Origin of the sequence: Streptomyces sp. NPDC097619 (genome assembly GCF_040302735.1) — a bacterium.
In the GTDB taxonomy this organism is placed as follows: domain Bacteria; phylum Actinomycetota; class Actinomycetes; order Streptomycetales; family Streptomycetaceae; genus Streptomyces.
In genome coordinates, this window is record NZ_JBEOSD010000117.1 from 1 (window position 1) to 26,477 (window position 26,477).

Genomic DNA, 26,477 nt, shown 5'->3' on the forward strand with positions numbered 1-26,477 from the left:
TATATAAAAACCCGCCGCGGGTGGCCAAAACCCCCCCCCACGCGCGGAGTCTTATCCGACACGCTCATCGGAGGCCCTGCGGTGAACGAACTGCCGCAACAGCTGGTCGACGGCCTGGCCCTCGGTGCTCTCTATGGCCTCATCGCCATCGGGTACACCATGGTCTACGGCATCGTCCAGCTCATCAACTTCGCGCACGGCGAGATCTTCATGATCGGCGGCTTTGGCGCCCTCACCACCTACACCGTTCTGCCGAGCGGAACCTCGCTCCTGGTGGCGATCCCCCTCATGATCATCGGCGGCGCGATAGCCTCGGTGGCCGTCGCCACCGCCGCGGAACGCTTCGCATACCGTCCCCTGCGCAGCGCCCCCCGTCTCGCCCCGCTCATCACCGCCATCGGCCTCTCGATCGCCCTGCAGCAGCTGGTCTGGCAGTTCTACCCGGACGCCAAGAAGGCCGTCAGCTTCCCCGAGTTCAAGGGTGACGCCTACCAGCTGACCGATCACCTCGCCATCCAGCGCGCGGACGCCTTCATCCTCGCCCTGGCCCCCCTCTGCATGCTCGCCCTCGGCGTCTTCGTCTCGAAGAGCCGCAGCGGCCGCGCCATGCAGGCCACGGCCCAGGACCCGGACACCGCGAAGCTGATGGGCATCAACACCGACCGCATCATCGTCATGGCCTTCGCCATCGGTGCCGCGTTCGCCGCCGTCGCCGCGGTCGCCTACGGCCTCGACAAGGGCCAGATCAACTTCGAGATGGGCTTCATCCTCGGTCTGAAGGCCTTCACCGCGGCCGTCCTCGGCGGCATCGGCAACATCTACGGAGCCATGGTCGGCGGCGTCGTCCTCGGTCTCGCCGAGGCCCTCTCGATCGCCTACATCGAGGACATCCCCGGCATGCAGCAGCTCGGCGGTGGAGCCTGGTCCAACGTCTGGGCGTTCGTTCTCCTCATCGTCGTCCTCCTCGTGCGGCCCCAGGGTCTGCTCGGCGAGCGCGTCGCGGATCGGGCGTGAGAACCATGACCACCGAAAGCACCGTCAAGACCCCCTCGGCCGTCTCCAAGACCGGCCTGCTGTACGCGATCATCGGCGGCAGCCTCGTCACCGTCGTCAGCGCCTTCCTCGCGTGGACGTACACCCCGGACTTCCCGGGCAACCTGACGATCTACGGCAGCCCCGCCGACCTCCAGATGCTGACCCTGCTGGGCGCGGTCCTCACCGCCGCCTACGCGCTGGCCTCGCTCGGCGTGAAGGGCTTCGGCTGGCTGGCCCCGACCGGCGCCCGCAAGGCCGTCTGGCTGCTGGCCCTCGGCACCTTCGCCACCACCCTGTTCACGGTCCTCTCCATCGCGGTGGAGCTGGGCGGCCTGGTCCACCTCGACCCCGGCGCCTACGTGGCCGTGCTCGGCTCGGCCGTCCCCGCGGCCGCCGCGTACAAGCTGCCGGACGACAGCCGCAAGGCCGCCCCGGCCAAGGAACTCCCTTCCTGGGCCGAGATCCTGATCATCACCGGCGTCTTCGCGCTCGGCCTGTCCGTCGTCACCTTCGGCATCGACACCGACGACAAGGAACCGCAGCTCTTCATCGCGTACCTGATCCTCGTCGGCTTCGTCTCCTTCGCGCTGATGAAGGCCGGCCTCATCGACCGGCTCTCCGCGATCACCGCGAAGAACCGCCAGGTGACGATCATCGCGAGCATGGCGGCCGCGATCGCCTTCCCGTTCATCCAGCAGAGCGGTGACACGTACACCCTCATCGCGGTGAACATCCTGATCTTCGCCACCGTGGCCCTCGGCCTCAACGTGGTCGTCGGCCTCGCCGGCCTCCTCGACCTCGGCTACGTGGCCTTCCTCGGTGTCGGCGCCTACGCCGCCGCCCTGGTCTCCGGCTCCACCGCCTCCGCCTTCGACGTGCACCTGCCCTTCTGGGCGGCGGTCATCGTCGGCGCCGTGGCCTCCCTGGTCTTCGGCGTGGTCATCGGCGCCCCGACCCTGCGGCTGCGCGGCGACTACCTCGCCATCGTGACCCTCGGCTTCGGTGAGATCTTCCGCATCGCCATGGGCAACCTGGACGGCGTCTCCGGACCGGAGATCACCAACGGCCCGAACGGCATCCCGAACATCCCGCACCTGGAGATCTTCGGGTTCAACTTCGGCGAGGCCCACACCATCGGCGGGATCGAGCTCGGCGCGTACGCCAACTACTACCTGCTGATGCTGCTCGTGATGGCCGTGGTCATCCTGATCTTCGCCCGCGCCCAGAACAGCCGCATCGGCCGCGCCTGGGTCGCCATCCGCGAGGACGAGACCGCCGCCACCGCCATGGGCATCAACGGCTTCCGCGTCAAGCTGATCGCCTTCGCCCTCGGCGCCACCCTCGCGGGCGTGGCCGGCACCGTCCAGGCCCACGTCAACACCACCGTGGTCCCCGAGAACTACGTCTTCGCCGGCCCCGTGCCGCCGAACTCGGCCTTCCTGCTCGCCGCGGTCATCCTCGGCGGCATGGGCACCATCCGCGGCCCGATCCTGGGTGCCGCACTGCTCTTCCTGATCCCGGCCAAGCTGCAGTTCCTCCAGGACTACCAGCTGCTCGGCTTCGGTATCGCCCTCATCCTGCTCATGCGCTTCCGCCCCGAGGGCCTCATCGCCAACAAGCGGGCGCAGCTCGAGTTCCACGAAGACACCGCTGACCAGGCCCCCGGGGACCTGGCCACCGCCAAGGCGGGGGCGTGACCATCATGACCAACAGCACCACCACCGCCGAGACCGTCCTCGACGCCAGCGGCGTGACCATGCGCTTCGGCGGCCTGACCGCCGTGCGCTCGGTGGACCTCCAGGTGAACGCGGGCGAGATCGTGGGCCTGATCGGCCCGAACGGCGCCGGCAAGACCACCTTCTTCAACTGCCTCACCGGCCTGTACGTGCCCACCGAGGGCACCGTCAGCTACAAGGGCACCGTGCTGCCGCCGAAGCCGCACCTGGTCACCCAGGCCGGCATCGCGCGGACCTTCCAGAACATCCGTCTTTTCTCCAACATGACGGTGCTGGAGAACGTGCTCGTCGGGCGCCACACCCGCACCAAGGAGGGCCTCTGGTCCGCCCTGCTGCGCGGCCCCGGCTTCAAGAAGGCGGAGGCGGCCTCCGAGGCGCGCGCCATGGAGCTGCTGGAGTTCATCGGGCTCCAGCACAAGGCCGACCACCTCGCGAAGAACCTCCCCTACGGTGAGCAGCGCAAGCTGGAGATCGCCCGCGCCCTCGCGAGCGACCCGGGCCTGCTGCTCCTCGACGAGCCGACCGCGGGCATGAACCCGCAGGAGACCCGGCAGGCCGAGGAACTCATCTTCGCCATCCGGGACATGGGCATCGCCGTCCTCGTCATCGAGCACGACATGCGCTTCATCTTCAACCTCTGCGACCGGGTGGCCTGCCTGGTCCAGGGCGAGAAGCTGATCGAGGGCTCGGCCGCCGAGGTCCAGGGCGACGAGCGGGTCGTCGCCGCCTACCTGGGCACCCCGTTCGAGGGTGCTCCGGGCGAGGAGGAGGCCGCCGAGGTCGCCGCCGCCGAGGCGCACGCCGCGGAAGCCGCCGGCACCAAGGCCCCGGCCGCCGCTCCGGCGGCGGAGGCCCCCGCCGAGGCCGACGGGGACGCCCCGGAGGCTCCGGAAGCTCCCGAGGCCCCCGCGGCCGGGGAGACCCCCGCGGAACCGGCCGCGGACGGCACCACCGGCACGGAAGGAGAGGCCAAGTGACCGCACTGCTGGAGGTCGAGGACCTCAAGGTCGCCTACGGCAAGATCGAGGCCGTCAAGGGCATCTCCTTCACGGTGGAGCGGGGCCAGGTGGTCACCCTGATCGGCACCAACGGTGCCGGCAAGACCACCACCCTGCGGACCCTGTCCGGGCTCATCAAGCCCAAGAGCGGCCGCGTGCTCTTCGACGGCAAGCCGCTGTCGGGGGTCCCCGCCCACAAGATCGTCTCGCTGGGTCTGGCGCACTCACCGGAGGGCCGCCACATCTTCCCCCGCCTGTCGATCGTGGAGAACCTCCAGCTCGGTGCGTTCCTCCGCAGCGACAAGGAGGGCATCGAGAAGGACATCCAGCGCGCCTACGAGCTCTTCCCGATCCTGGGCGAGCGCCGCAAGCAGGCCGCCGGCACCCTCTCGGGCGGTGAGCAGCAGATGCTGGCCATGGGTCGGGCGCTGATGTCCCAGCCCCAGCTGCTGATGCTGGACGAGCCGTCCATGGGTCTGTCGCCGCTGATGATGCAGAAGATCATGGCGACCATCAAGGAGCTCCGGGAGACCGGCACCACCATCCTGCTCGTGGAGCAGAACGCGCAGGCCGCGCTGTCGCTGGCCGACCAGGCGCACGTGATGGAGATCGGCAAGATCGTGCTCTCGGGCACCGGTCAGGACCTGCTGCACGACGAGGAGGTCCGCAAGGCCTACCTCGGCGAGGACTGAGCCGCCCGCGGTTCCCCCGCACGCGCACGAAGACGGAAGGGCCCGCCCCCGGTGATCCGGGGGCGGGCCCTTCCTCGTGCCGTCGTACCGGCGGCCGGTCGCGCGGAACCGGCGGGGACTCACTGGCCCTTGGCGGCGGCCTTCTTCTCCTCGGCGTCCTCGATGACGGCCTCGGCGACCTGCTGCATGGACATGCGGCGGTCCATGGAGGTCTTCTGGATCCAGCGGAAGGCGGCGGGCTCGGAGAGGCCGTACTGGGTCTGGAGGATGCTCTTGGCCCGGTCGACGAGCTTGCGGGTCTCCAGGCGCTGGGAGAGGTCGGCGACCTCCTTCTCCAGGGCCTTCAGCTCGGCGAAGCGGGACACGGCCATCTCGATGGCGGGGACCACGTCGCTCTTGCTGAAGGGCTTGACCAGGTAGGCCATGGCTCCGGCGTCGCGGGCCCGCTCGACCAGGTCGCGCTGGGAGAAGGCGGTGAGCATCAGGACCGGGGCGATGGACTCGCCCGCGATCTGTTCGGCGGCGGAGATGCCGTCCAGGACGGGCATCTTCACGTCCAGGATGACGAGGTCGGGCCGGTGCTCGCGGGCCAGTTCCACGGCCTTCTGTCCGTCACCGGCCTCGCCGACCACGGAGTAGCCCTCCTCCTCCAGCATCTCTTTGAGGTCGAGGCGGATCAGCGCCTCGTCCTCGGCGATGACCACGCGGGTCGTCAGCGGGGGGACGTGCGACTGGTCGGCGTCGACGGGCGTGGGCGAGGACTCGGGCTCGGCGGCGGTCACGGGGGGCTCCTCTTCACGGGCGGTACTGCTCCCCCGAGCCTACCCAGCTCCTGTAAGGTGGTCCCACGCAGGGTTTACTTGCACCTTCGTTTCACAGGCCCCAGTACTCCAACTGGTCAGAGAGGCCGCTCTCAAACAGCGGACAGTGTGGGTTCGAATCCCACCTGGGGCACCTTTCCTTACATTCCAAGGTCACGCCTGGGCGCTTCCCGTTCACCTTTCCGGATGAACCCACCCGAACAGCACGTCGGGGGTGCCCGTCCCGGTGCGGACGGACACCCCCGATGCGGAGCCCTGGCGGCCGATCAGTTGCCGGCGAGCGCGGGAGCCGGGTCGTGGCGGTAGCCGGCGGAGCCGAAGTGGGTGCCGACGGCCTTCGCCCAGGCACCGTCCTGGACCATCTTCTTCAGCGCCGCGTCGATCTTCCCGCGGAGCTCGTCCTCGCCCTTCTTGACCCCGATGCCGTAGTTCTCGGTGCTCAGGTCGAGGCCGACCAGCCGGAACTGCCCCTGGTACTTCTTCTGGGCCGCGAAGCCGGCGAGGATCGCGTCGTCGGTGGTCATGGCGTCGAGGAAGGTGTCCTTGAGGGCCACGGCGCACTCGGAGTAGCTGCCGAGCTCCATGAGGTCGGCCTTCGGGGCCACCTTCTCCTTGACGTTCTGCGCCGAGGTGGAGCCGGTGACCGAGCACAGGCGCTTGCCGTTCAGGTCGGCGCCCTTCTTGATGTCCTTCTCCCCCGAGCGGACCAGCAGGTCCTGGTGGGCGGTGAAGTACGGGCCGGCGAAGTCGACCTTCGCCTTGCGCTTCTCCGTGATGGAGTAGCTGGCCACCACGTAGTCCACCTCCCCGTACTGGAGGAGCAGTTCGCGGTCGTTGCTGGAGACCTGCTTGAACTCGACCTGCTTCGGCTCGTAGCCCAGCTCGCCGGCCACGTACCGGGCCACGTCCACGTCGAAGCCGGAGAAGGTGCCGTTCTCCTCCTTGAACCCCAGACCGGGCTGGTCGAACTTGATGCCGACGGTGATCTTCTTGTCCTCCTCGGAATCCCCGCACGCGGTGGCGGTGAGGGAGAGGACGAGGACGGCAGCGCCGAGACCGGCTCGGGAGACCTTCATGGAGGTGGACTTCCTTTGGTTCAGGCCCGAAGGAAGTGAGAGGTCCTCCCCCGGTTCCAAGGAAGGTAAAGACGGCGCAAGGGGCGAGTCAGCAGAATTGAGCAGAACTTGAGGATAACGATCCGGTCAGCCGGAAGAGTTCCGGTATAGACCATTCCCGGCCGGAAGATGAATTCCGGCCGGGCGAAAAGGGCATTCGCAAACAAGCCACACGAAGGGCTCGCGAGCGGGGTCCGAAATCGGACCTCGGGAAAGCGAAAGGGATCAGCCGACCGGATCCCCGATGCGGTGCACCCGCACCAGGTTGGTGGAACCGGCCACCCCGGGCGGCGAACCCGCGGTGATCACGACCACGTCCCCGGGGGCGCAGCGGCCGATCCGCAGCAGCTCCTCGTCCACCTGGGCCACCATCGCGTCGGTGGACTCCACGTGCGGGCCGAGGAAGGTCTCCACGCCCCAGGTGAGGTTGAGCTGCGAGCGGGTGGCCGGGTCCGGGGTGAAGGCCAGCAGCGGGATGGGCGAGCGGTAGCGCGAGAGCCGCCGCACGGTGTCCCCGCTCTGCGTGAAGGCCACCAGGAAGCGGGCCCCGAGGAAGTCGCCCATCTCGGCGGCGGCCCGGGCCACCGCGCCGCCCTGGGTGCGGGGCTTGTTCCGCTCGGTCAGCGGGGGCAGCCCCTTGGCGAGGATGTCCTCCTCCGCCGCCTCGACGATCCGCGACATGGTACGGACGGTCTCCACCGGGTACTTGCCCACGCTGGTCTCGCCGGAGAGCATCACGGCGTCCGTGCCGTCGATCACGGCGTTGGCCACGTCGCTGGCCTCGGCGCGGGTGGGCCGGGAGTTGTCGATCATCGAGTCCAGCATCTGGGTGGCGACGATCACGGGCTTGGCGTTGCGCTTGGCGAGCTTCACGGCCCGCTTCTGCACGATCGGCACCTGCTCCAGCGGCATCTCCACGCCGAGGTCGCCGCGGGCCACCATGATGCCGTCGAAGGCGGCGACGATGTCGTCGATGTTCTCCACGGCCTGCGGCTTCTCGATCTTCGCGATCACCGGGAGCCGGCGGCCCTCCTCGTCCATGACGCGGTGGACGTCCTCGATGTCCCGACCGCTGCGGACGAAGGACAGGGCGATGACGTCGGCTCCGGTGCGCAGCGCCCAGCGCAGGTCCTCGACGTCCTTCTCGGAGAGGGCGGGCACGGAGACGGCCACGCCGGGAAGGTTGAGGCCCTTGTGGTCGGAGACCATGCCGCCCTCGACCACGCGGGTGCGGACCAGGGGCCCGTCCACGCCGACGACCTCCAGGGTCACCCGGCCGTCGTCCACGAGGATCCGCTCGCCGGTGGTGACGTCGGCGGCCAGTCCGGAGTAGGTGGTCCCGCACAGGTGGCGGTCGCCCTCGGCGGCCTCGACGGTGATCGTGAACTCGTCGCCGCGTTCAAGGAGTACGGGTCCCTCGCGGAAACGACCGAGTCGGATCTTCGGGCCTTGAAGGTCCGCGAGGACGCCGACGCTGCGGCCCGTCTCGTCGGCGGCCTTCCGCACCCGGTGGTAACGGTCCTCGTGCTCGGCGTAGGTGCCGTGGCTGAGGTTGAAGCGGGCGATGTCCATTCCGGCTTCGACCAGGGCCTTGATCTGGTCGTACGAGTCGGTGGCGGGGCCCAGGGTACAGACGATTTTCGCTCGGCGCATGGGGCGAGCGTATGCCCCTACCCACCAGTAGTGCACAGCCTCGATGTGACTGCTCAACAACCTTTTGGTGAAAGCCTGTTGACAACTCTCGAATGGTAGGCGGGGGTGCTCCGATGAGCACCCCCGCGGGCCCCGGAGGGGGCGATTCCGGCAGCTCAGAGGCGGGGCGGCGTCATCGTGAACCGGGCGTTGACGGAGGCGTACACGGACTGCCGCTGGGGTTCGAGGTCCAGGGCCGGCGGCTGCTCCGCCTCGGCCGCGAAGGCCATCGCCCGGAAGCTCCCGCCGCCCGGCCCGGAGGGCAACGGGCCCGCGTCCTCGGCCCCGAGGTCGGCCAGCTCCACCAGCGCGGACAGCTCGGAACCCAGCGCGGCCGCGTACTCCCGGGCCCGCTGCACCGCTTCGAGCACCGCCTGCCGGCGGGCCTCCCCGTGCGCCGGGGAGTCCGGGCGCAGCGCCCACCAGGGTCCGTCCACGCTGGTGAGTTCCAGGTCGGCGAGGCGGGTGGTGAGTTCACCCAGAGCGGTGAAGTCCGCGAGCTCCGCGGTCAGGTACACCCGTCCGTGGTAGGCGCGGATCCGCTCCGAGCGTCCGTGGCGGGTGAGTTCGGGGGTGACGGAGAAGGTGCCGGTCTCCAGCTTCTCCACCGCCTCCCCGTATCCCTTGACCAGTTCGAGCACCGCGGCGTTGCGGCGTGTGAGGTCCTCCAGGGCGGTCCGGCGGTCGGTGCCGCGGGCGCTGACGGTGATGCCGATGCGGGCGATCTCGGGGTCCACTTCGAGCCGCGCCTCGCCGCGGACGGCGACGCGGGGGACCTGGGGGGTGCCGTAGGGCTGGGGAACGCTGTCCTGGGTCATGCGTTCCACTGTCGCACCGCCGGCGGCCCGTGCGGGGGTGCGCGGGGCGGTCACCGGATCGAAACCCGGCGGGGGTGTCGCCGGACGGGGCCCCCGGGTCATGATCTACGCGCGTCATGGCGCCGTCCGCGCGCCCCGGCACCCCGGGGCGGCGCGCCGTACCACCTCACGAGGGAGAAGACATGCCGTTCGACCGCAGGACGTTCCTGGGCACGTCGGCCGCCACCACGGCGGCCGCGGCCCTGGCCGGGACCGGGGCGGCCCCCGCGGCCGCCCACGGCGGGCACCACCGTCCCCGCACCTACTCCTTCACGGTCATGGGCACGACCGACCTGCACGGGAACGTCTTCAACTGGGACTACTTCACGGACCGGGAGTTCGACGACAAGGCCCACAACGACGTCGGCCTGGCGAAGATATCGACGCTGGTGGACCGGGTCCGCGCGGAGAAGGGCCGCCGCAACACCCTGCTGATCGACGCGGGCGACACCATCCAGGGCACCCAGCTGTCCTACTACTACGCCAAGGTGGACCCGATCACGGCCCGCCGCGGCCCGGTGCACCCGATGGCCCAGGCCATGAACGCCATCGGCTACGACGCCGCGGCCCTGGGCAACCACGAGTTCAACTACGGCATCCCGCTGCTGCGGAAGTTCGAGGAGCAGTGCGACTTCCCGCTGCTGGGGGCCAACGCCCTGGACGCGAAGACGCTCCGCCCGGCCTTCCCGCCGTACAGCGTGCACCGGCTGCGGACCCCGCACGGCCCGGACGTGAAGGTGGCCGTGCTGGGCCTGACCAATCCGGGCATCGCGATCTGGGACAAGCAGAACGTCCAGGGGAAGATGACCTTCCCGGGTCTGGAGGAGCAGGCCGCGAAGTACGTGCCGCGACTGCGGGCCATGGGCGCGGACGTGGTGATCGTGTCGGCGCACTCGGGCTCCAGCGGCACCTCCTCCTACGGGGACCAGCTGCCGTACGTCGAGAACGCCGCGGGTCTGGTGGCCGAGCAGGTGCCGGGGATCGACGCGATCCTGGTCGGCCACGCCCACACCGAGATCCCGGAGTACCGGGTCGCGAACAAGGCCACCGGCAAGGAGGTCGTCCTCTCCGAGCCCCTCAAGTGGGGCCAGCGGCTCACCCTGTTCGACTTCGAGCTGTCCTTCGCGCGGGGCCGCTGGACGGTGGACGGGGTGACCGCGAAGGTCCTGGACTCCAACACCGTGCCCGAGGACCCGAAGATAACCCGGCTGTTGTCGGACGAGCACCGCAAGGTGGTCGCGTACGTCAACCAGGTGATCGGCACCTCGACGGCGGCGATGGCCTCGGCCGAGGGCCCGGTCAAGGACGTGCCGATCATCGACCTGATCAACCACGTGCAGGCGGAGACCGTGAAGACGGCCCTGGCGGGCACCGAGTGGGCCGCCCTGCCGGTGCTCTCGCAGGCGTCCTGCTTCTCCCGCACGGCCGCGATCCCGGCCGGCCGGGTCACCATCCGGGACGCCGCCGGGCTCTACCCCTTCGAGAACACCCTGGAGGCCCGCCTGCTGACGGGCGCCCAGCTGAAGGACTACCTGGAGTACTCCGCGAAGTACTACGTGCGGACGCCGCCGGACGCGCCCGTGGACCCCGCGCTCCTCACCAACGCCGAGGGCACCCCGGACTACAACTACGACGCCGTGTACGGGCTGACCTACGACATCGACGTCTCCCTGCCGACGGGGTCCCGGATCACGGGGCTGTCCTTCCGGGGTGCCCCGGTGGACCCGGCCGCGCGGTTCGTCCTGGCCGTCAACAACTACCGGGCCTCGGGCGGCGGCGCCTTCCCGCACGTGGCGCGGGCCCGGCAGCTGTGGGCGAACTCCGACGAGATCCGGAACACCATCATCAACTGGGTGAAGGCGGCGGGCACGGTCGACCCGGCGGCCTTCGCGTCGGTGGACTGGCGCCTGACCCGGGCGGGCGTGCCCGTCTTCTGACGGACGCGCCCCCGGGGGCTCCTCCGGGGTTTTCTCGGGAGCTTCCGTCAGGGGTGTTCCACGAGCGGGAGCAGCTCACCGGTCGGCAGCGGCCGGTGGTGCTCCCGCTCGGCCAGCCCGAAGCTGGTGAAGGCGGTGCGGCGGGGCAGCGGGTAGGGCTCGGCGCCGTCGAGGTCGTTGAGGATGGTGGCGCTGCGCCACGCCAGCAGCCCGAGGTCGGGGGCGCCCACCCCGTGGCTGTGCCGCTCGCCGTTCTGGACGTAGACGCGGCCGGTGACGGTGGGGTCCAGGAGCATCCGGTAGCGCGCGTCGATGCGGGGCCGGCCCGAGGAGTCCTTGCGGACGTACGGGTCGAGTCCGGCGAGGAGCCGGGAGGCGGGGCGTTCGCGGTAGCCGGTGGCGAGGACCACGGCCCCGGTGGTGAGCCGGGATCGGGCGCCCTGCTGCTCGTGTTCCAGGTGGAGTTCGAGCTGTGTGGTGGCGATGCGGCCGGCGGTGCGGACGCTGACCCCGGGGGTGAGGGTGGCGTCGGGCCAGCCCCCGTCGAGGGTGCGCCGGTACAGCTCCTCGTGGATGGCGGCGATGGTGCCCGCGTCGATGCCCTTGTGGAGCTGCCACTGGGAGGGGACCAGCCGGTCGCGGACGGGCTCGGCGAGGGCGTGGAAGTAGCGGGTGTAGTCCGGGGTGAACTGCTCCAGGCCCAGCTTGGAGTACTCCATGGGGGCGAAGGAGGGGGTGCGGCCCAGCCAGGCGAGGCGTTCGCGGCCGGCGGGCCGGGAGCGGAGCAGGTCGAGGAAGACCTCGGCCCCGGACTGGCCGGAGCCGATGACGGTGACGTGGTCGGCGGCGAGGATCCGGTCCCGGTGGTCCAGGTACTCGGAGGAGTGCACCACGGGCACGGCGGGGGCCTCGGCGAGGGGTCTCAGCGGGTCGGGCATGTAGGGGGCGGTGCCGATGCCGAGGACCAGGTCCCGGGTGTGGGCGCGGCCCAGGGCCTCCGCCTCGCCGTCGGCGCCGATCTGGGTGAAGTCCACTTCGAACAGGCCGCGTTCGGGGTTCCAGCGGACGGCGTCCACCTGGTGGCCGAAGTGCAGCCCGGGGAGCTCCCCGGCCACCCAGCGGCAGTACGCGTCGTACTCGGCGCGCTGGATGTGGAAGCGCTCGGAGAAGTAGAAGGGGAAGAGCCGCTCCCGGTGCCGCAACCAGTTGAGGAAGGACCAGGGGCTGGCGGGGTCGACGAGGGTGACCAGGTCGGCGAGGAAGGGCACTTGGAGGGTGCTGCCCTCGATGAGGAGTCCGGGGTGCCAGCGGAACTCGGGCCGCTGCTCGAAGAAGGCGGTGGTCGGGGCCTCCGCGCCGGGGGTGCGGGGCAGTCCGTGGGCGAGGGCGGCCAGGGACAGGTTGGCGGGGCCGATACCGATCCCCAGCAGGTCGTACGGGGTGTCGAGGAGGTCGGTCATCGGTGGGTGCTGCCTTCCAGGAGGGTCACGAGCCGGTCGAGGTCTCCCGGACCGGTACGCGGGTTGAGGAGGGTGGCCTTGAGCCAGAGCCGGCCGTCCGCGGTGGCCCGGCCCAGGACGGCGCGGCCGTCCAGGAGCAGGCCGCGGCGCAGGGCGGCGACCTCCGGGTCGGGCATCCCCACGGGACGGAACAGGACGGTGCTCAGGACGGGTGGGGCGTGCACCTCGAAACGGGGGTGGGCGTCGAGGAGGGTCGCGAGCCGCTGCGCGGTGGCGCAGGTGCGGTCGACGAGCGCGGCGAGCCCCGCGCGGCCGAGGGCGCGCAGGGTGACGGCGGTCTTGAGGACGTCGGGGCGGCGGGTGGTGCGCAGGGAGCGGCCCAGGAGGTCGGGGAGGCCGGCTTCGGTGTCGTCGGCGGCGTTCAGGTAGTCGGCCCGCTGGCCCAGCGGGGCGAGGAGGCGGCCGTCGGGGACGGCGAGGAGTCCGGCGGCGGCGGGCTGCCAGCCCAGCTTGTGGAGGTCGACGGTGACCGAGTGGGAGCGGTCCAGGCCGTCGAGGAGGTGCCGGTGGCGGGGGCTGAGGGCGAGGAGGCCGCCGTAGGCGGCGTCCACGTGGAGTTCGGCCCCGTGGCGGGCGCAGACGGCGGCGATCTCGGGGAGCGGATCGATCAGTCCGGCGTCGGTGGTGCCGGCGGTGGCCGCGACGAGGACCGGGCCGGTCACCCCGGCGAGGGCCCGGTCCAGGACGGCGGGGTCGAGCAGCCCGGCGGGGGTGGGCAGGCACAGCGGTTCGGGGAGGCCGAGGAGCCAGGCGGCCCGGGGCAGGGAGTGGTGGGCGGCCGCGCCGTGGACCAGCCGGACGGGGCGGCGGGGGTGGCGTTCGCGGGCGAGCAGCAGGGCCAGTTGGTTGGATTCGGTGCCGCCGGTGGTGATCAGGGCGTCGGCGGTGGGGGTGCCGGTCCCGGGCGTGCCGGTGGTGGGTGCGCCGGTGCTGGAGGTGCCGTACAGCTCGGCGGCGAGGGCGCGGGTGACGAGCGCTTCGAGGGCGGAGGCGGCGGGGGCCTGGTCCCAGGAGTCCAGGGAGGGGTTGAGGCAGGAGGCGGCCAGGTCCGCGGCCGCGGCGACGGCCAGCGGCGGGCAGTGCAGATGGGCCAGGCAGGCCGGGTCCGCCGGGTCGGCGGCCCCCTCCGCGAGGAGGGTGACCAGGGTGGTGAGGGCTTCCCCGGCGCCGGTGCCCCGGGCGGGCAGGGGGTCTCCGAGGGTCGCGCGGACGCGGGCGGTGACGGCCTCCGGGCCGCCGGCCGGAAGGGGGCCGCCCCGGGCGACCGCTCCGGCGGCGAGGGCGTCGAGCACGGTGTCGAGGAGGGGGCGCAGGGCGGCGGGTCCGGCGGTGCCCCCGGCGAGGGGGGTGGGGGGCGCGGGCTCGGGCGCGGTCATGCGGTGTCCTCGGGGCGGGCGGTGGCGGGCGGTGCGGGGCGGTGCCCTGGTCAGCCCAACGAGGGAACCCGTCCGGGGTAACCCGAGGGGGTGTCCGATGCCCATTTCCGGCCGCGCCCCGACGAGATCCGGCCGTTTCCGGCCCGGCCGGGCCCGCCCCCGCCCGCACGGCGAGCCGCTGCGCGGCCCGTCGCCGGGTGTGGGGCGGGCACGGCCCGCTCGTCCGACCCGCGGGGTCAGCCGCGTACGTTCAGCGCCCGCGCCACGTCGTCGAGTTGGTCGATGAGCTTGCGGTGCAGGGACGGCGGCATCTCCGTGTCCTTGAGGAAGGCGCGGCCCAGTTCCAGGGAGCCGGCGTCCACCGCGTGGGCGGGGAAGGCGTACCGGCCGGCCGCCTCCGCGAGGGCGGGGCCGCGGCGTTCGGCGAGGGCGACCGCCGCGGGGTAGTACCGCTCGACCCAGGGCCGTACCAGCTCCTCCTGCTCGGGCTGCCAGAAACCGCTCGCGGTGGCGTTGAAGAGGTAGTTGGAGAGGTCCGAGTCGAACATCCGCTCCCAGGCCGCCTCCTTCGCGGCCGGGTCGGGCAGGGCGGCCCGGCATCGGGCGGCGCCCTCGTGGCCGGTGGCGCTGGGGTCCCGGTCCAGTTCGGCGGCGATCTCCTCCTCGCCGACGGCGCCCAGGACGGCCAGCCGGGCCAGGATCTGCCAGCGGAGTTCGGGGTCGAGCTCGGGGCCGCCGGTGACGGTGTCCTCGGCCAGCCAGGCGGCGATCACGTCGGGCTGGGCGGCGGCGGAGATGAAGGTGCGGACGGCGGCGAGCCGCAGGCCGGGGTCGGAGCCGTCCTCGGTGCGCCGGATCAGCGCCTTGGCCGCGGAGGTGATCAGGGCGAGCGCGGCCCCGCGGTCGGCGGCCTCGACGTACCGGTCGGCGATCTGGTGCCGGGCGAAGGCCAGGACGCCCTGCACCACGGCGAGGTCGGTCTCCTCGGGGAGGTGCGCGTGGGCTGCCTCCAGGTAGGCGGCGGGGTCCAGGTCCCCGTCGCGGACCAGGTCGCGGAGGGCGTTCCAGATCACGGCGCGGGCCAGCGGATCGGGCAGCGCGGACAGTTCGCGCAGCGCGGTCTCCAGGGAGTCCCCGTCGAAGCGGATCTTCGCGTAGCCGAGGTCGCCGTCGTTGAGGAGGAGCAGGGCGGGGCGGGGTCCGGCGACGGCGAGGACCTCGTCACCGGGGACGTCGAGTTCGACGCGCTCGCGGAGTTCGAAGGGGTGGGCCTCGCTGCCGGTGCGGTCGTACAGGCCCACGCCGATGCGGTGCGGGCGGCTGCCCTCGCGGTCGACGGTGAGGGTCCAGCCGGCCGGGTCCTCCTCGACGCGCGGGGTGAGGGTGTCGGTGCCGGAGGTGCGGAGCCAGGCGTCGGCCCAGGCGTGCACGTCGCGGGTGGTGTGCGCGGCGAGGGAGTCGGTGAAGTCGGCGAGGGAGGCGTTGCCGAAGCGGTGGCGGGCGAAGTGGGTGTTGATGCCCGCGAGGAAGTCCTCGTCGCCGAGCCAGGTGACGAGCTGGCGGAGGGCGGAGGCGCCCTTGGCGTAGGAGATGCCGTCGAAGTTGAGGAGGGCCGCGGCGGTGTCGGGGACGTCCTCGGGGGCCACGGGGTGGGTGGAGGGCCGCTGGTCGGCGTCGTAGCCCCAGGCCTTGCGGGTGACGGCGAACTCGGTCCAGGTGCCGGTGCGGTCGGTGGCCTCGGAGAGGATCCGGTAGCCCATGTACTCGGCGAAGGACTCGTTCAGCCAGATGTCGTCCCACCAGCGGAGGGTGACCAGGTCCCCGAACCACATGTGGGCCATCTCGTGGGCGATGGTGACGCCCCGGGACTGCCGTTCGGTGTCGGTGACGGCGGAGCGGAAGACGTAGTCGTCGCGGAAGGTGACCAGGCCCGGGTTCTCCATGGCGCCGGCGTTGAACTCGGGGACGAACGCCTGGTCGTAGGAGTCGAAGGGGTAGGGCTCGGCGAACCGCTCGTGGAAGCGGTCGAAGCAGGCGGTGGTGATGCCGAGGATCTCCTCGGCGTCGGCGTCCAGGTACGGGGCCAGGGAGCGCCGGCAGTGGATCCCGAAGGGCAGGCCGGCGTGCTCGGTGCGGACGCTGTGCCAGGGGCCGGCGGCCACGGCGACCAGGTAGGTGGAGATCAGGGGGGTGGTGGCGGCCTGCCAGACCGAGGCGCCGTCGCGGGTGGCGGTGCGCTCGGTGACGCCGTTGGCGAGGACGGTCCACTCCTCGGGGGCGGTCACGGTGAGGGTGAAGACGGCCTTCAGGTCGGGCTGGTCGAAGGCGGCGAAGACCCGCCGGACGTTGTCGAGGAAGAGCTGGGTGTAGAGGTAGGTCTCGCCGTCGGTGGGGTCGGTGAAGCGGTGCATGCCCTCACCGGTGGTGGAGTAGGGCATGAGGGCGTCGACGCGCAGTTCGTGGGGGCCCTCGGCGAGGCCGCGCAGGGGCAGCCTGCCGTCCTTCAGCTCGGCCGCGTCCAGGGGCCGGCCGTCCAGGACGGCGGCGCGCAACTCGTGCGGCTCCAGCTCCACGAAGGTGTCGCCCGCGGCACGGGCGGTGAACCGGATGACGGTGGTGGAGCCGAAGGTCTCCTCACCGGTGCTGAGGTCCAGGGCGACCGCGTAGTCGTGGACGTCGAGGAGCTGTGCTCGGAGCTGCGCTTCGTTGCGCGTCAGTGCGGACATGGCCCCCATGCTGCCCGATGGGGGCCCGGTCCTCGTAGGGGGTGGGGCTCAGTCCTCGGCGGCGGCGATGGTCTCGTGGTGCCGGATGACCTCGGCGATGATGAAGTTGAGGAGCTTCTCGGCGAAGGCCGGGTCGAGTTTGGCGCTCTCGGCGAGCTCGCGGAGCCGCTGGATCTGCCGGGCCTCGCGGCCGGGGTCCGCGGGCGGCAGGTGGTGGCGGGCCTTGAGGTGGCCGACCTGCTGGGTGCACTTGAAGCGCTCGGCGAGCATGTGGACCACGGCCGCGTCGATGTTGTCGATGCTGTCCCGCAGCCGGGACAGTTCGGCGCGGACGTTCTCGTCGATGTCGCTGGTGTTCATGGTGCCCGAGCTTACGTGGCGGGGCGGTGGGCGGGAGGCGCCGAACCGGCCAGTGAGACGCGGCCGGGCCCCGGCGGGGACGGCCCCGGGAGGACGGTCCGCTCAGAGCGGGAGCAGGGCGGTGACCAGCCAGCCGCCCTCGGGGGCGGGGCCGGCGGTGAGGGAGCCGCCCATGGCCTCGGCGCGCTCGGTCATGCCGACCAGACCGAAGCCGCCGCCGCGGGCCTGCTCGGAGAGTTTCGCGGGGCGACCGCCGTCGTCGGCGACGCGGACCTCCAGGCCGGCGGGGACGGTGCGGATCCCGATGCGGACGGCGGTGGCCCCGGCGGCGTGCTTGGTGATGTTGGTGAGGGCTTCGAGGACGATGCGGTGGGCGGTGGCCGCGACGTGCCCGGGGACCCGGTCGTCGAGCCCGGCCTCCAGGTGGAGGACCACGGGCGGGCCGCCGGCGGAGAAGCGGTCGGCGAGCTCGCGGATCTCGGCGAGTCCGGCCACCGGGCTGGTGGCCCCGCCGGCCTCGTCCTCGCGGAGGACCCGGACCAGCCGGCGCATGGAGCCGAGGGCCTGGTCCCCGGCGGCCTCGATGCGGGCCAGGGTCTCGGCGGCCCGTTCGGCGGTGACCCCGGTGAACCGGGCGGCGCGGGCCTCGACCACGATGCCGGTGACGTGGTGCGCGACGAGGTCGTGGAGCTCCCGGGCCAGTTCGAGGCGTTCGGCGGTGCGCACGGCCCTGACCTCGCGGAGCCGCTGCGCGGACTGCAGGCGCAGCAGCAGCGAGTAGGCGCCGACGACCACGGCGAGCACGGAGAACAGCAGGGTGAAGCGGCCGGGGTCGGCGTCGCGCACGGGGACGGCCATGCAGCCGAGGCCGAGCAGCGGGCCGAGGACCAGGGCGGTGCGGGCGGGGGCGCGCAGCAGGACCTGGGTGAGGAGGACGAGCAGGGCCAGGGCCTCGCCGGCGCCCCAGACCTCCAGGGGGTGCGCGCCGAAGATCAGCAGGCCGGTGGCGGTCCAGGTGACCGCGGCCGCGAAGGAGGCGCGGAAGGTGAGGGAGAGCCGGGGCCAGGGGGCGGCGGCCAGGCAGACCAGGACCCCGGAGGTCCAGACGACGGCGTGGGGGAAGCTGGGGCTGCGGGCCAGGACGAGCCCCTCGGAGACGACGAGGGCGAGGAGCACGAGCAGCAGCAGGACCCGCAGCAGGCGGACGGTGCGGCGGTGGCCGCGGGTCCAGGCGGTCAGCGGGCTCACGGAGCGCTCGTGACGAGCCCGCTCTCCCAGGCCCAGGCGGCGATCTCGACGCGGTTGCGGGCGTCGAGCTTGGCCTGGACGTTGGCCAGGTGCGTCTTGACGGTGGAGAGGGAGACGTACAGCTCGGCGGCGATCTCGGCGTTGGTGCGGCCGCGGGCCAGGCAGCGGACCACCTCGGTCTCGCGTTCGGTGAGGGGTTCGGCGGGGCGGCGGGCCGCCCCGGCGGAGGCGCGGGGGGCCATCTCGCGGAGCAGCCGGACGGTGATCGCGGGCGAGACCAGGGAGTCGCCGACGGCGGCGGCCCGGACGGCCTCGACCAGCATCGCGGGGCTGGCGTCCTTGAGGAGGAAGCCGGAGGCCCCGCCGTGGAGGGCGGCGTGCACGTACTCGTCGAGGTCGAAGGTGGTGACGACGACGATCCGGGGGCGGGTCAGGTGGGCGAGGCGCCGGGTGACCTCCAGACCGTCGAGGCGGGGCATCCGGATGTCGAGGAGGAGCACGTCGGGGTGGTGGGTCTCGACGGCTTCGAGGGCGGCCTGCCCGTCGGTGACGTCGGCCAGCACCTCGATGTCGGGCTGGCTCTCCAGGATCATCCGGAACCCGGTTCTGACCATGTCCTGGTCGTCCGCGATGACCACGGTGATCGTCATGCGCTGCCCTGCCCCTTGCCGTGCGCCGATGGGTCCTTCCCATGGGACCCGGGGCCGGAGGGGCCCGCAACCGCAATGAGGGCCCGTCGGGAGGGGCGCCGGGCGGGTCCGGCGGGGCGCCGGGGCCGCGGGGCGCCCCGGGCCACGCTAGTGCGGGGACGCGGGAGGGGCCTCCCCCGTCCGGCCGGTTCTCGCTCGGCCGGAAGGAGGAGGCCCCGGGTGCCCCGCGGGGCGGGTCAGAGACCGGCGGCCGCCGACTTGATGGCCGCGGCGAAGGTGGACACCTCGGTGTAGACGCCGGGGTAGTTCGGACGGGCACAGCCCTGGCCCCAGCTGACGATGCCGACCTGGATCCAGGCGTTGGCGTTGTCGCGGCGGAACATGGGGCCGCCGGAGTCACCCTGGCAGGTGTCGACCCCGCCCTGCGGGTAGCCGGCGCAGATCTCCTCGGCGGCGATCAGCGAGCTGCCGTAGGAGGCCCGGCAGTCGGCGTCGGAGACGAACGGCACGGTGGCCTTGAGCAGGTACCGCTGCTGGGCTCCGCCTTCGCGGGCCGCGCCCCAGCCCGCGACGGTGAAGGTGCCGGTGTTGTACTGGGTGGTCTCGGCGATCTTCAGGGTGGGCAGATTGATGGGCTGGGCGAGCTTGATGAGGGCCCAGTCCTTGCCGCTGCCGTTGTAGCCGGGGGCGCGGAGGATCCTGGTGGACTTGACCTTGATGGCGGAGCCGCTCTGGAGGTCCACGACGCCGGCGGTGGCGGTGATGGAGGTGTTGGGGCCGGAGGCTCCGACGCAGTGGGCGGCGGTCAGCACGATCTGCTGGGTGTAGAGGGCGCCGCCGCAGCCCATGGAGAGGCGGACCATGAAGGGGAACTCGCCCTGGGCCGCGCGGGTGCCGCCGACCACGGGGGCCGGGGCGGCGCTGGCACTGACGGGCTGGAGGCTGAAGGCCGCGAGGGCCACGGCGCCGGCGGCGACGGCGCGGCGGAGCATCGTGCCGAAGGTCTTCCGCTGTGCAGACACGGTCAACACACTGCCTTTCGTGGGGGGTTGGCTGTGCGTGGCGGGACGGCCGGGTAGCCGTCCGGAATGACGTGCCCATGTCACACCCGATCCCGGCAGGCGAACAAGACTGTGTTTTTGGCCAAAATTCTTGCGGTGAGAAAGCTCTCCCCCCGCAGGATCCTCCGCAGGGTCCGCAGTCAAGGGGCGTGACGTCCGGCCGGAGCGGCCCTCCGGACCCCCTCCCCCCACCCCCTTGGCGCGATCCCGACGGGTGAACCGCGGTTGAACCCCGAACCCCCGTGGGTAGAACCCGACTGTCGCACGAGATACGCCAACGGGCCCGACCCCCCCGCCAGGGGGCCGGGCCCGGTCGCGTGTCCGATCCCCTTCGCGGGCCGATGGGTCACTCCGCCCCGTACACCGGCAGCGGGGTGTCCGCCTTCGCCAGCAGCCCCAGCGCCGCGCCGCCCGCCTCGGCCGGGGTCCAGCGGGCCCCCTTGTCGGCCGTCGGACCGGGCCGCCAGCCGTCCATCACGGTGATCCGGCCGCCCTCCGCCTCGAAGACCCGCCCGGTGACCCCCGCCGAGTCCGCCGAGCCCAGCCACACCACCAACGGGGAGACGTTCTCCGGGGCCATCGCGTCGAACTCCCCCGCCGCCGGGGCCGCCATCGCCTCCGCGAAGGTCCGCTCGGTCATCCGGGTCCGGGCGGCCGGGGCGATCGCGTTGACCTGCACCCCGTAGCGAGCCAGTTCGGCCGCCGAGACCAGGGTGAGCCCCAGCACGGCCGCCTTGGCCGCGCTGTAGTTGCCCTGCCCCACCGACCCCAGCAGACCGGCGCCCGAGGAGGTGTTCACCACCCGGGCCGTCGGGGTCCGCCCCGCCTTGGCCTCCGCGCGCCACCAGGCCGCGGCCCGCCGCAAGGGCAGGAAGTGCCCGGTGAGGTGGACCCGCACCACCGCCTCCCAGTCCTCCTCCTCCAGGTTCACCAGCATCCGGTCCCGCAGGAAGCCGGCGTTGTTGACCAGGGTGTCCAACCGGCCGAAGGTGTCCAGCGCGCAGTCCACCAGCCCCGCCGCGCCCGCCGCGGAGGCCACGTCCCCGCCGTGGGCCACCGCCGTGCCGCCCCGCGCCCCGATCTCCGCCACCACCTCGGCGGCCGGGGAGCCGGTCCCGGCGGGGGTCCCGTCCGGGCCCGTGCCCAGGTCGTTGACCACCACCCGGGCCCCCTCGGCGGCGAAGGCCAGGGCGTGGGCCCGGCCCAGGCCCCGACCCGCCCCCGTCACGATGACCACGCGCCCGTCACAGATGCCCATCCCGGCCCTCCTCGTCTGCCCTCCCGACGGACTCCCCGCCGGGCCCCTCCGCGGATACCGCGCCCGGGAGCCGGCCCTCGGACCCGCCCCCGGACTCCTTGTTGACCGTGGCGGCGTCCAGGAACGCGGGCCGCTCCCCGCCGCCGTGCACGAGCAGACTGGCCCCGCTCACGTAGCCGGCCCGCCCCGAGGCCAGGAACACCGCCGCCCGGCCCACCTCCTCGGGCTCGGCCAGCCGCCCCAGCGGGACGGTCGCGGCCACCGCCGCCAGCCCGTCGGCGTCCCCGTAGTGCAGGTGCGCCAGCTCGGTCCGCACCATCCCCAGCACCAGGGTGTTGACCCGCACCTCGGGGGCCCACTCCACCGCCATCGAGCGCGCCAGGTTCTCCAGCCCCGCCTTGGCCGCCCCGTAGGCCGCCGTGCCCGGCGAGGGCCGGGTGCCGCTGACGCTGCCCACCATCAGCACCGAGCCACGGGCCCGACGCAGGTGCGGCAGGGCCGCCAGCGAAGCGGTGAGCGGGGCCAGGAGGTTCAGCTCCACCACCCGGGCGTGCCGCCGCGCCGAGCCCTCGGACAGCGGCCGGTACGGGGTCCCGCCCGCGTTGTTGACCAGGCAGTCCAGGGACCCGTACCGGGCCGCCAGCTCCCCGAAGACCCGCTCCACCGCCTCGGCGTCCCGCAGGTCCAGGGCCACGTGCCGGGCCCGTCGACCGGCGGCGCACACCGGTTCCGGGGGCGGCCGGCGGGCGCAGACCACCACCTCGGCCCCCGCTTCGAGGAACGCGCGGGCGATGCCCGCACCCACGCCCCGGGTGCCGCCGGTGACGACGGCCACCCTCCCGTCCAGCTCCATCTGCTGCTACCTTCCTCACCTAACAAACGTTTGGTGGAAAGGTAGCTGATGCGCTGATGGGTGTCTCCACCTCCGCCCCCGAAAAGGGCGTCGCCCTGGTCACCGTGGACTTCCCCCCGGTCAACGCCCTGCCCGTGAGCGGCTGGTACGAGCTGGCCGAGGCCCTGACGGCCGCCGGCCGCGACCCCGGCACCGGCTGCGTGGTCCTCGCCGCCGAGGGCCGCGGCTTCAACGCCGGGGTGGACATCAAGGAGATGCAGCGCGACCCCGGCCACACCGCGCTGATCGGCGCCAACGGCGGCTGCGCCGCGGCCTTCGCCGCCGTCTACGACTGCGAGGTGCCGGTGGTCGCCGCCGTCGGCGGCTTCTGCCTCGGCGGCGGCATCGGACTGGTCGGCAACGCCGACGCGATCGTGGCCGCCGAGGACGCCGTCTTCGGACTGCCGGAGCTGGACCGCGGCGCCCTCGGCGCCGCCACCCACCTCTCCCGGCTGGTCCCCCAGCACCTGATGCGGACCCTCTACTACACCTCCCGCACCGTGACCGCCGCCGAACTCCACGCGCACGGCTCGGTCTGGCGGGTGGTGCCCGGCGCCGCGCTGCGGGCCGCCGCCCTGGAGCTCGCCGCCGAGATCGCCCGTAAGGACCCCTACCTGCTGCGGCTCGCCAAGGCCGCCATCAACGGCATCGACCCGGTGGACGTGCGCCGCAGCTACCGCTTCGAGCAGGGCTTCACCTTCGAGGCGAACCTCAGCGGGGTCGCCGACCGGGTCCGCGACACCTTCGGCGGCCCCGCCCCGGACCGGAAGGAGCGCTCGTGACCGACAAGACGATGAGCTGCGAGGAGGCCGTCGGCCGGCTGTGCAGCGGCATGACCGTGGGCATCGGCGGCTGGGGCTCGCGGCGCAAGCCGATGGCGCTGGTCAGGGCGCTGCTGCGGTCGGAGGTAACCGACCTCACCGTGGTCGCGTACGGCGGCCCGGACGTGGGCCTGCTGGCCGCGGCGGGCCGGATCCGCCGCCTCGTCGCCCCCTTCGTCACCCTGGACTCGATCCCGCTGGAGCCCCGCTACCGGGCGGCCCGCGAGAGCGGGGCCTTCGCCCTGACGGAGCTCGACGAGGCCATGTTCATGTGGGGGCTGCACGCGGCCGCGAACCGGCTGCCGTTCCTGCCGGTGCGGGCCGGGCAGGGCTCGGACGTGATGCGGATCAACCCGGAGCTGCGCACGGTGGTCTCGCCGTACGGGGACGGCGAGGAGTTCACGGCGGTGCCCGCGCTGCGGCTGGACGCGGCCCTGGTGCACGTGAACCGGGCCGACCGCCGGGGCAACGGCCAGTACCTGGGCCCGGATCCGTACTTCGACGACCTGTTCTGCGAGGCGGCCGACGCGGCGTACGTCTCCTGCGAGCGGCTGGTGGACACCGCCGAGCTGACCAAGGAGGCCGCCCCGCAGAGCCTGTTGGTCAACCGGGCGAACGTCACCGGGGTGATCGAGACGCCCGGCGGGGCGCACTTCACCTCCTGCGTGCCGGACTACGGCCGTGACGAGCCCTTCCAGAAGCTGTACGCGACCACGCCCTGGCCCGAGTTCGCCGCCCGGTTCCTCTCGGGCCCCGACGAGCGGGCCTATCAGGAGGCCGTCCGGGCCTGGCAGGAGGAGCAGCGGTGATCAGTCGGGCCGAGTACTGCGTGATCGCGTGCGCGGAGGCGTGGCGGGGGGACGGGGAGGTGCTGGCCAGTCCGATGGGGACGGTGCCGGGGATCGGGGCGCGGCTGGCCCGGCTCACCTTCTCCCCGGAACTGCTGCTGACCGACGGGGAGGCCATGCTGCTCGCCCCGGACGGCTCCGTGGAGGGCTGGTTGCCCTACCGGCGGCACCTGGCGATGGTGACCGGGGGGCGGCGGCACGTGATGATGGGCGCCAGTCAGATCGACCGGTACGGCAACCAGAACATCTCCTGTATCGGGGAGTGGGAGCGGCCCGCCCGGCAGCTGCTGGGGGTGCGCGGGGCGCCGGTGAACACGCTGAACAACCCGGTGAGCTACTGGGTCCCCCGACACTCGCCGCGGGTGTTCGTGGACCGGGTGGACCTGGTGTGCGGGGTCGGGTACGACCGGGCGGCCGGGGCGCGGTTCCACGGGCTGCGCCGGGTGGTCAGCGACCTGGGGGTGTTCGACTTCGAGACCCCGGACCGGTCCATGCGACTGGCCTCCCTGCACCCGGGGGTCTCCGTGGCGGAGGTCCGCGCGGCCACCGGTTTCGACCCGGTGGTCCCGGAGGACGTGCCGTACACCCGGGACCCGGACGAGGCCGAGCTGCGGCTGATCCGGGAGGTGCTGGATCCGGGCGGGCTGCGGGACCGGGAAGTCAGGGCGGCCTGATGGAGACCGCGCTGACGAGGCTGGTGGGGGTGGAACACCCCTTGGTGCAGACGGGGATGGGCTGGGTGGCCGGTCCCCGGCTGGTCTCCGCGGCGGCGAACGCGGGCGCCCTGGGGATCCTGGCCTCCGCGACGATGACCCTGGACGGGTTGCGGTCGGCGGTGCGCGAGGTGAAGTCCCGTACGGACGCGCCGTTCGGGGTGAACCTGCGGGCGGACGCCGGGGACGCGGGCGAGCGGGTGGAGCTGATCGTGGCCGAGGGGGTGCGGGTGGCCTCCTTCGCCCTGGCGCCCTCCCGGGAGCTGATCGCCCGGCTGAAGGAGGCCGGGGTGGTGGTGATCCCCTCGGTGGGGGCCCGGCGGCACGCCGAGAAGGTGGCGGCCTGGGGGGCCGACGCGGTGATCGTGCAGGGCGGCGAGGGCGGCGGCCACACCGGTGAGGTGGCCACCGGCGTGCTGCTGCCGCAGGTGGTGGACGCGGTGCGGATCCCGGTGATCGCCGCGGGCGGTTTCCACGACGGACGCGGGCTGGTGGCGGCGCTGTCGTACGGGGCGGCCGGGGTGGCGATGGGCACGCGCTTCCTGCTGACCTCGGATTCGACGGTGCCGGACCCGGTGAAGGACCGCTACCTGGCCGCCACGGTGAAGGACGTCACCGTGACCACGGCCGTGGACGGGCTGCCGCACCGGATGCTGCGTTCGGAGCTGGTGGACGCCCTGGAGCGGTCCGGGCGGATCGGATCCCTGCTGCGGGCCCTGCGGCACGCCCTGGCCTTCCGGCGCGAATCCGGTCTGGGCGCGCGGCAGATGGTCCGCGAGGGCCTGGCGATGCGGCACGGAAAGGACCTGACGTGGGGCCAGGTCCTGTTGGCCGCGAACACCCCGATGCTGCTGAAGGCGGCCATGGTCGAGGGCCGTACGGACCTGGGGGTGATGGCCTCCGGGCAGGTGGCCGGGGTGATCGAGGACCTGCCCTCGTGCGCGGAGCTGGTCGGCCGGGTCATGGCCGAGGCCGAGCGCACCCTGACCGCACTGGAAGCACTGCGCGCGTCCGGCACCCTGCCCTCCGCAGGGTGATCCCTCCTCCGTTACGGGAGTCGCAATGAGCCGTGCAAGAACCCGTGCCACGCGTCCCGCGGGAAGCGGTGCCGCCCGGCGCCGGAGCCGGAACCGGCTGGTGGCCCTGGCGGCCGCGGTGCTGCTGGCGGGCGGGACGCTGCCCGCGGCGGCCGCGCAGGCGGCCCCCGCCGGCGTCGGGGCGGCGCACCGGGCGCCCTCCTCGGCGGCCGTCCCCGCCTCGATCCGGCAGGTGCCCCTCCAGGGCGCCGTGAACGTCCGCGACCTGGGCGGCTACCGCACCTACACGGGGGGCACCGTCCGGCAGGGCCGGGTGTTCCGCGGGGACGCCCTGTCGAAGCTGACGGACGCCGACCTGACGGTGGTGGCCGGGCTGGGGCTGCGGAAGGCGGTGGACTTCAGGATCCCGCTGGAGGTGCAGTACGACGGCGCCGACCGGCTGCCCGCCGGTCCGGCGGTGGTGGCGCGGCCGGTGAGCGACCTCGGGCTGTTCGGCACCCTGATCACGGTGATCTCCAGCGGGGACCCGGCGCGGCAGGAGGCCATCCTGGGCGGCGGCCGGGCCGAGGCGTACATGCGGGACATCTACCGCACCTTCGTCACCGATCCCGCGAACCGGGCGCAGTTCGCGGCCACCCTGCGGGAGCTCGCCGACGGCCAGGGGCCGCTGCTGTACCACTGCACCTCGGGCAAGGACCGCACGGGCTGGCTGAGTTACGTGCTGCTGCGGGCCCTGGGGGTGCCGGTGTCCTCCGCGGAGCAGGACTACCTCGCCTCGAACACGTTCCGGGCCGCGTACGACGCGCGGCTGCGGGAGGGGTTGAAGCAGTCGGGGCGGATGCGGAACCCGGACCTGCTGATCCCGCTCCAGGAGGTCCGGCAGGACTACCTGGCCGCGGCCACGGCCCGGATGGAGGCCGACTACGGAAGCTTCTACGGCTACCTGACCCAGGGGCTCGGCCTGGACCTGGGGGTGCTGTCCCGGCTCCAGGACCGCCTGGTGCGCTGATCCGGGGCCGGTCCGCGCGGGTGCCCCCGTCCGGCGGACGCACGCGGGGCCCGGGGGAACGGCGCGTGCCGTTCC

Annotated in this window: 23 protein-coding genes and 1 tRNA gene; 11 read left to right on the top strand and 13 right to left on the bottom strand. The window is 72.8% G+C overall.

Going from position 1 to position 26,477, the window contains the following annotated elements:
• Window positions 1–81 precede the first annotated feature (81 nt).
• From ABTZ17_RS26440 to ABTZ17_RS26455, 4 genes are read left to right on the top strand one after another with little or no spacing between them, the layout of a single operon-like run.
• On the top strand, window positions 82–1,014 hold the full coding sequence (locus ABTZ17_RS26440; RefSeq protein WP_352198218.1) for a branched-chain amino acid ABC transporter permease: 933 nt from the start codon (window positions 82–84) through the stop codon (window positions 1,012–1,014).
• Window positions 1,015–1,019: 5 nt separating this feature from the next.
• Window positions 1,020–2,732: a branched-chain amino acid ABC transporter permease gene (locus ABTZ17_RS26445; RefSeq protein ID WP_352198219.1), complete on the top strand. Its 1,713-nt coding sequence runs from the start codon at window positions 1,020–1,022 to the stop codon at window positions 2,730–2,732.
• A gap of 5 nt (window positions 2,733–2,737) precedes the next feature.
• Entirely contained in the window at window positions 2,738–3,748 is a 1,011-nt protein-coding gene (locus tag ABTZ17_RS26450; RefSeq protein WP_352198239.1) for an ABC transporter ATP-binding protein, read from the top strand.
• Complete coding sequence (locus ABTZ17_RS26455) at window positions 3,745–4,461, top strand: ABC transporter ATP-binding protein (protein WP_352198220.1); 717 nt, start codon at window positions 3,745–3,747, stop codon at window positions 4,459–4,461. Before ABTZ17_RS26450 ends, ABTZ17_RS26455 begins: the two co-directional genes overlap by 4 nt.
• A 119-nt stretch (window positions 4,462–4,580) precedes the next feature.
• On the opposite strand, the gene ABTZ17_RS26460 is transcribed toward ABTZ17_RS26455, so the two are convergent.
• On the bottom strand, window positions 4,581–5,243 hold the full coding sequence (locus tag ABTZ17_RS26460; protein WP_352198221.1) for an ANTAR domain-containing response regulator: 663 nt from the start codon (window positions 5,241–5,243) through the stop codon (window positions 4,581–4,583).
• Between the two features lie 97 nt (window positions 5,244–5,340).
• Between ABTZ17_RS26460 and ABTZ17_RS26465 the strand changes: the two genes are divergently transcribed.
• A tRNA-Leu gene (locus ABTZ17_RS26465) sits at window positions 5,341–5,415 on the top strand.
• A gap of 133 nt (window positions 5,416–5,548) precedes the next feature.
• On the opposite strand, the gene ABTZ17_RS26470 is transcribed toward ABTZ17_RS26465, so the two are convergent.
• The 3 genes from ABTZ17_RS26470 to ABTZ17_RS26480 all read right to left on the bottom strand — a co-directional run bounded on the left by ABTZ17_RS26470 (window position 5,549) and on the right by ABTZ17_RS26480 (window position 8,907).
• The gene (locus ABTZ17_RS26470; RefSeq protein WP_352198222.1) at window positions 5,549–6,358 is read right to left on the bottom strand and encodes a glutamate ABC transporter substrate-binding protein; all 810 of its coding nucleotides are present in this window, start codon (window positions 6,356–6,358) and stop codon (window positions 5,549–5,551) included.
• Window positions 6,359–6,622: 264 nt separating this feature from the next.
• On the bottom strand, window positions 6,623–8,050 hold the full coding sequence (gene pyk / locus ABTZ17_RS26475) for a pyruvate kinase (protein ID WP_352198223.1): 1,428 nt from the start codon (window positions 8,048–8,050) through the stop codon (window positions 6,623–6,625).
• Between the two features lie 155 nt (window positions 8,051–8,205).
• Window positions 8,206–8,907, bottom strand: a complete 702-nt coding sequence (locus ABTZ17_RS26480; protein WP_352198224.1) for an SIMPL domain-containing protein — start codon at window positions 8,905–8,907, stop codon at window positions 8,206–8,208.
• A 182-nt stretch (window positions 8,908–9,089) separates the two neighbouring features.
• Between ABTZ17_RS26480 and ABTZ17_RS26485 the strand changes: the two genes are divergently transcribed.
• Window positions 9,090–10,883 carry a bifunctional metallophosphatase/5'-nucleotidase gene (locus ABTZ17_RS26485; RefSeq protein WP_352198225.1) on the top strand — a complete coding sequence of 598 codons (1,794 nt, stop codon included), beginning with the start codon at window positions 9,090–9,092 and terminating at the stop codon, window positions 10,881–10,883.
• Between the two features lie 47 nt (window positions 10,884–10,930).
• On the opposite strand, the gene ABTZ17_RS26490 is transcribed toward ABTZ17_RS26485, so the two are convergent.
• From ABTZ17_RS26490 to ABTZ17_RS26530, 9 genes are all read right to left on the bottom strand, one after another.
• The gene (locus ABTZ17_RS26490) at window positions 10,931–12,343 is read right to left on the bottom strand and encodes a lysine N(6)-hydroxylase/L-ornithine N(5)-oxygenase family protein (RefSeq protein WP_352198226.1); all 1,413 of its coding nucleotides are present in this window, start codon (window positions 12,341–12,343) and stop codon (window positions 10,931–10,933) included.
• Entirely contained in the window at window positions 12,340–13,779 is a 1,440-nt protein-coding gene (locus ABTZ17_RS26495) for a pyridoxal phosphate-dependent decarboxylase family protein (RefSeq protein WP_352198227.1), read from the bottom strand. The genes ABTZ17_RS26490 and ABTZ17_RS26495 overlap by 4 nt, the downstream gene beginning before the upstream one ends.
• Window positions 13,780–14,015: 236 nt before the next feature.
• Window positions 14,016–16,514: an aminopeptidase N gene (gene pepN / locus ABTZ17_RS26500; RefSeq protein ID WP_352198228.1), complete on the bottom strand. Its 2,499-nt coding sequence runs from the start codon at window positions 16,512–16,514 to the stop codon at window positions 14,016–14,018.
• A gap of 39 nt (window positions 16,515–16,553) precedes the next feature.
• Window positions 16,554–16,865, bottom strand: a complete 312-nt coding sequence (locus ABTZ17_RS26505) for a chorismate mutase (protein ID WP_352198229.1) — start codon at window positions 16,863–16,865, stop codon at window positions 16,554–16,556.
• Window positions 16,866–16,967: 102 nt separating this feature from the next.
• Window positions 16,968–18,113 carry a sensor histidine kinase gene (locus tag ABTZ17_RS26510; RefSeq protein ID WP_352198230.1) on the bottom strand — a complete coding sequence of 382 codons (1,146 nt, stop codon included), beginning with the start codon at window positions 18,111–18,113 and terminating at the stop codon, window positions 16,968–16,970.
• On the bottom strand, window positions 18,110–18,763 hold the full coding sequence (locus tag ABTZ17_RS26515) for a response regulator (RefSeq protein ID WP_352198231.1): 654 nt from the start codon (window positions 18,761–18,763) through the stop codon (window positions 18,110–18,112). The genes ABTZ17_RS26510 and ABTZ17_RS26515 overlap by 4 nt, the downstream gene beginning before the upstream one ends.
• A gap of 236 nt (window positions 18,764–18,999) precedes the next feature.
• Entirely contained in the window at window positions 19,000–19,755 is a 756-nt protein-coding gene (locus ABTZ17_RS26520; RefSeq protein WP_352198240.1) for a serine protease, read from the bottom strand.
• 415 nt (window positions 19,756–20,170) lie between these two features.
• Window positions 20,171–21,082 carry an SDR family oxidoreductase gene (locus tag ABTZ17_RS26525; RefSeq protein WP_352198232.1) on the bottom strand — a complete coding sequence of 304 codons (912 nt, stop codon included), beginning with the start codon at window positions 21,080–21,082 and terminating at the stop codon, window positions 20,171–20,173.
• Window positions 21,069–21,935, bottom strand: coding sequence for an SDR family oxidoreductase (locus ABTZ17_RS26530; RefSeq protein ID WP_352198233.1), 867 nt, complete (start codon window positions 21,933–21,935; stop codon window positions 21,069–21,071). Before ABTZ17_RS26530 ends, ABTZ17_RS26525 begins: the two co-directional genes overlap by 14 nt.
• 56 nt (window positions 21,936–21,991) lie before the next feature.
• Between ABTZ17_RS26530 and ABTZ17_RS26535 the strand changes: the two genes are divergently transcribed.
• The 5 genes from ABTZ17_RS26535 to ABTZ17_RS26555 are packed head-to-tail and all read left to right on the top strand — an operon-like array spanning window position 21,992 to window position 26,402.
• On the top strand, window positions 21,992–22,756 hold the full coding sequence (locus tag ABTZ17_RS26535) for an enoyl-CoA hydratase family protein (RefSeq protein WP_352198234.1): 765 nt from the start codon (window positions 21,992–21,994) through the stop codon (window positions 22,754–22,756).
• Complete coding sequence (locus ABTZ17_RS26540) at window positions 22,753–23,604, top strand: CoA transferase subunit A (RefSeq protein WP_352198235.1); 852 nt, start codon at window positions 22,753–22,755, stop codon at window positions 23,602–23,604. Before ABTZ17_RS26535 ends, ABTZ17_RS26540 begins: the two co-directional genes overlap by 4 nt.
• Window positions 23,601–24,317 carry a CoA-transferase subunit beta gene (locus tag ABTZ17_RS26545; RefSeq protein WP_352198236.1) on the top strand — a complete coding sequence of 239 codons (717 nt, stop codon included), beginning with the start codon at window positions 23,601–23,603 and terminating at the stop codon, window positions 24,315–24,317. The genes ABTZ17_RS26540 and ABTZ17_RS26545 overlap by 4 nt, the downstream gene beginning before the upstream one ends.
• Entirely contained in the window at window positions 24,317–25,393 is a 1,077-nt protein-coding gene (locus ABTZ17_RS26550; protein ID WP_352198237.1) for an NAD(P)H-dependent flavin oxidoreductase, read from the top strand. Before ABTZ17_RS26545 ends, ABTZ17_RS26550 begins: the two co-directional genes overlap by 1 nt.
• Window positions 25,394–25,418: 25 nt before the next feature.
• Window positions 25,419–26,402 carry a tyrosine-protein phosphatase gene (locus ABTZ17_RS26555; protein ID WP_352198238.1) on the top strand — a complete coding sequence of 328 codons (984 nt, stop codon included), beginning with the start codon at window positions 25,419–25,421 and terminating at the stop codon, window positions 26,400–26,402.
• Window positions 26,403–26,477: the final 75 nt, after the last annotated feature.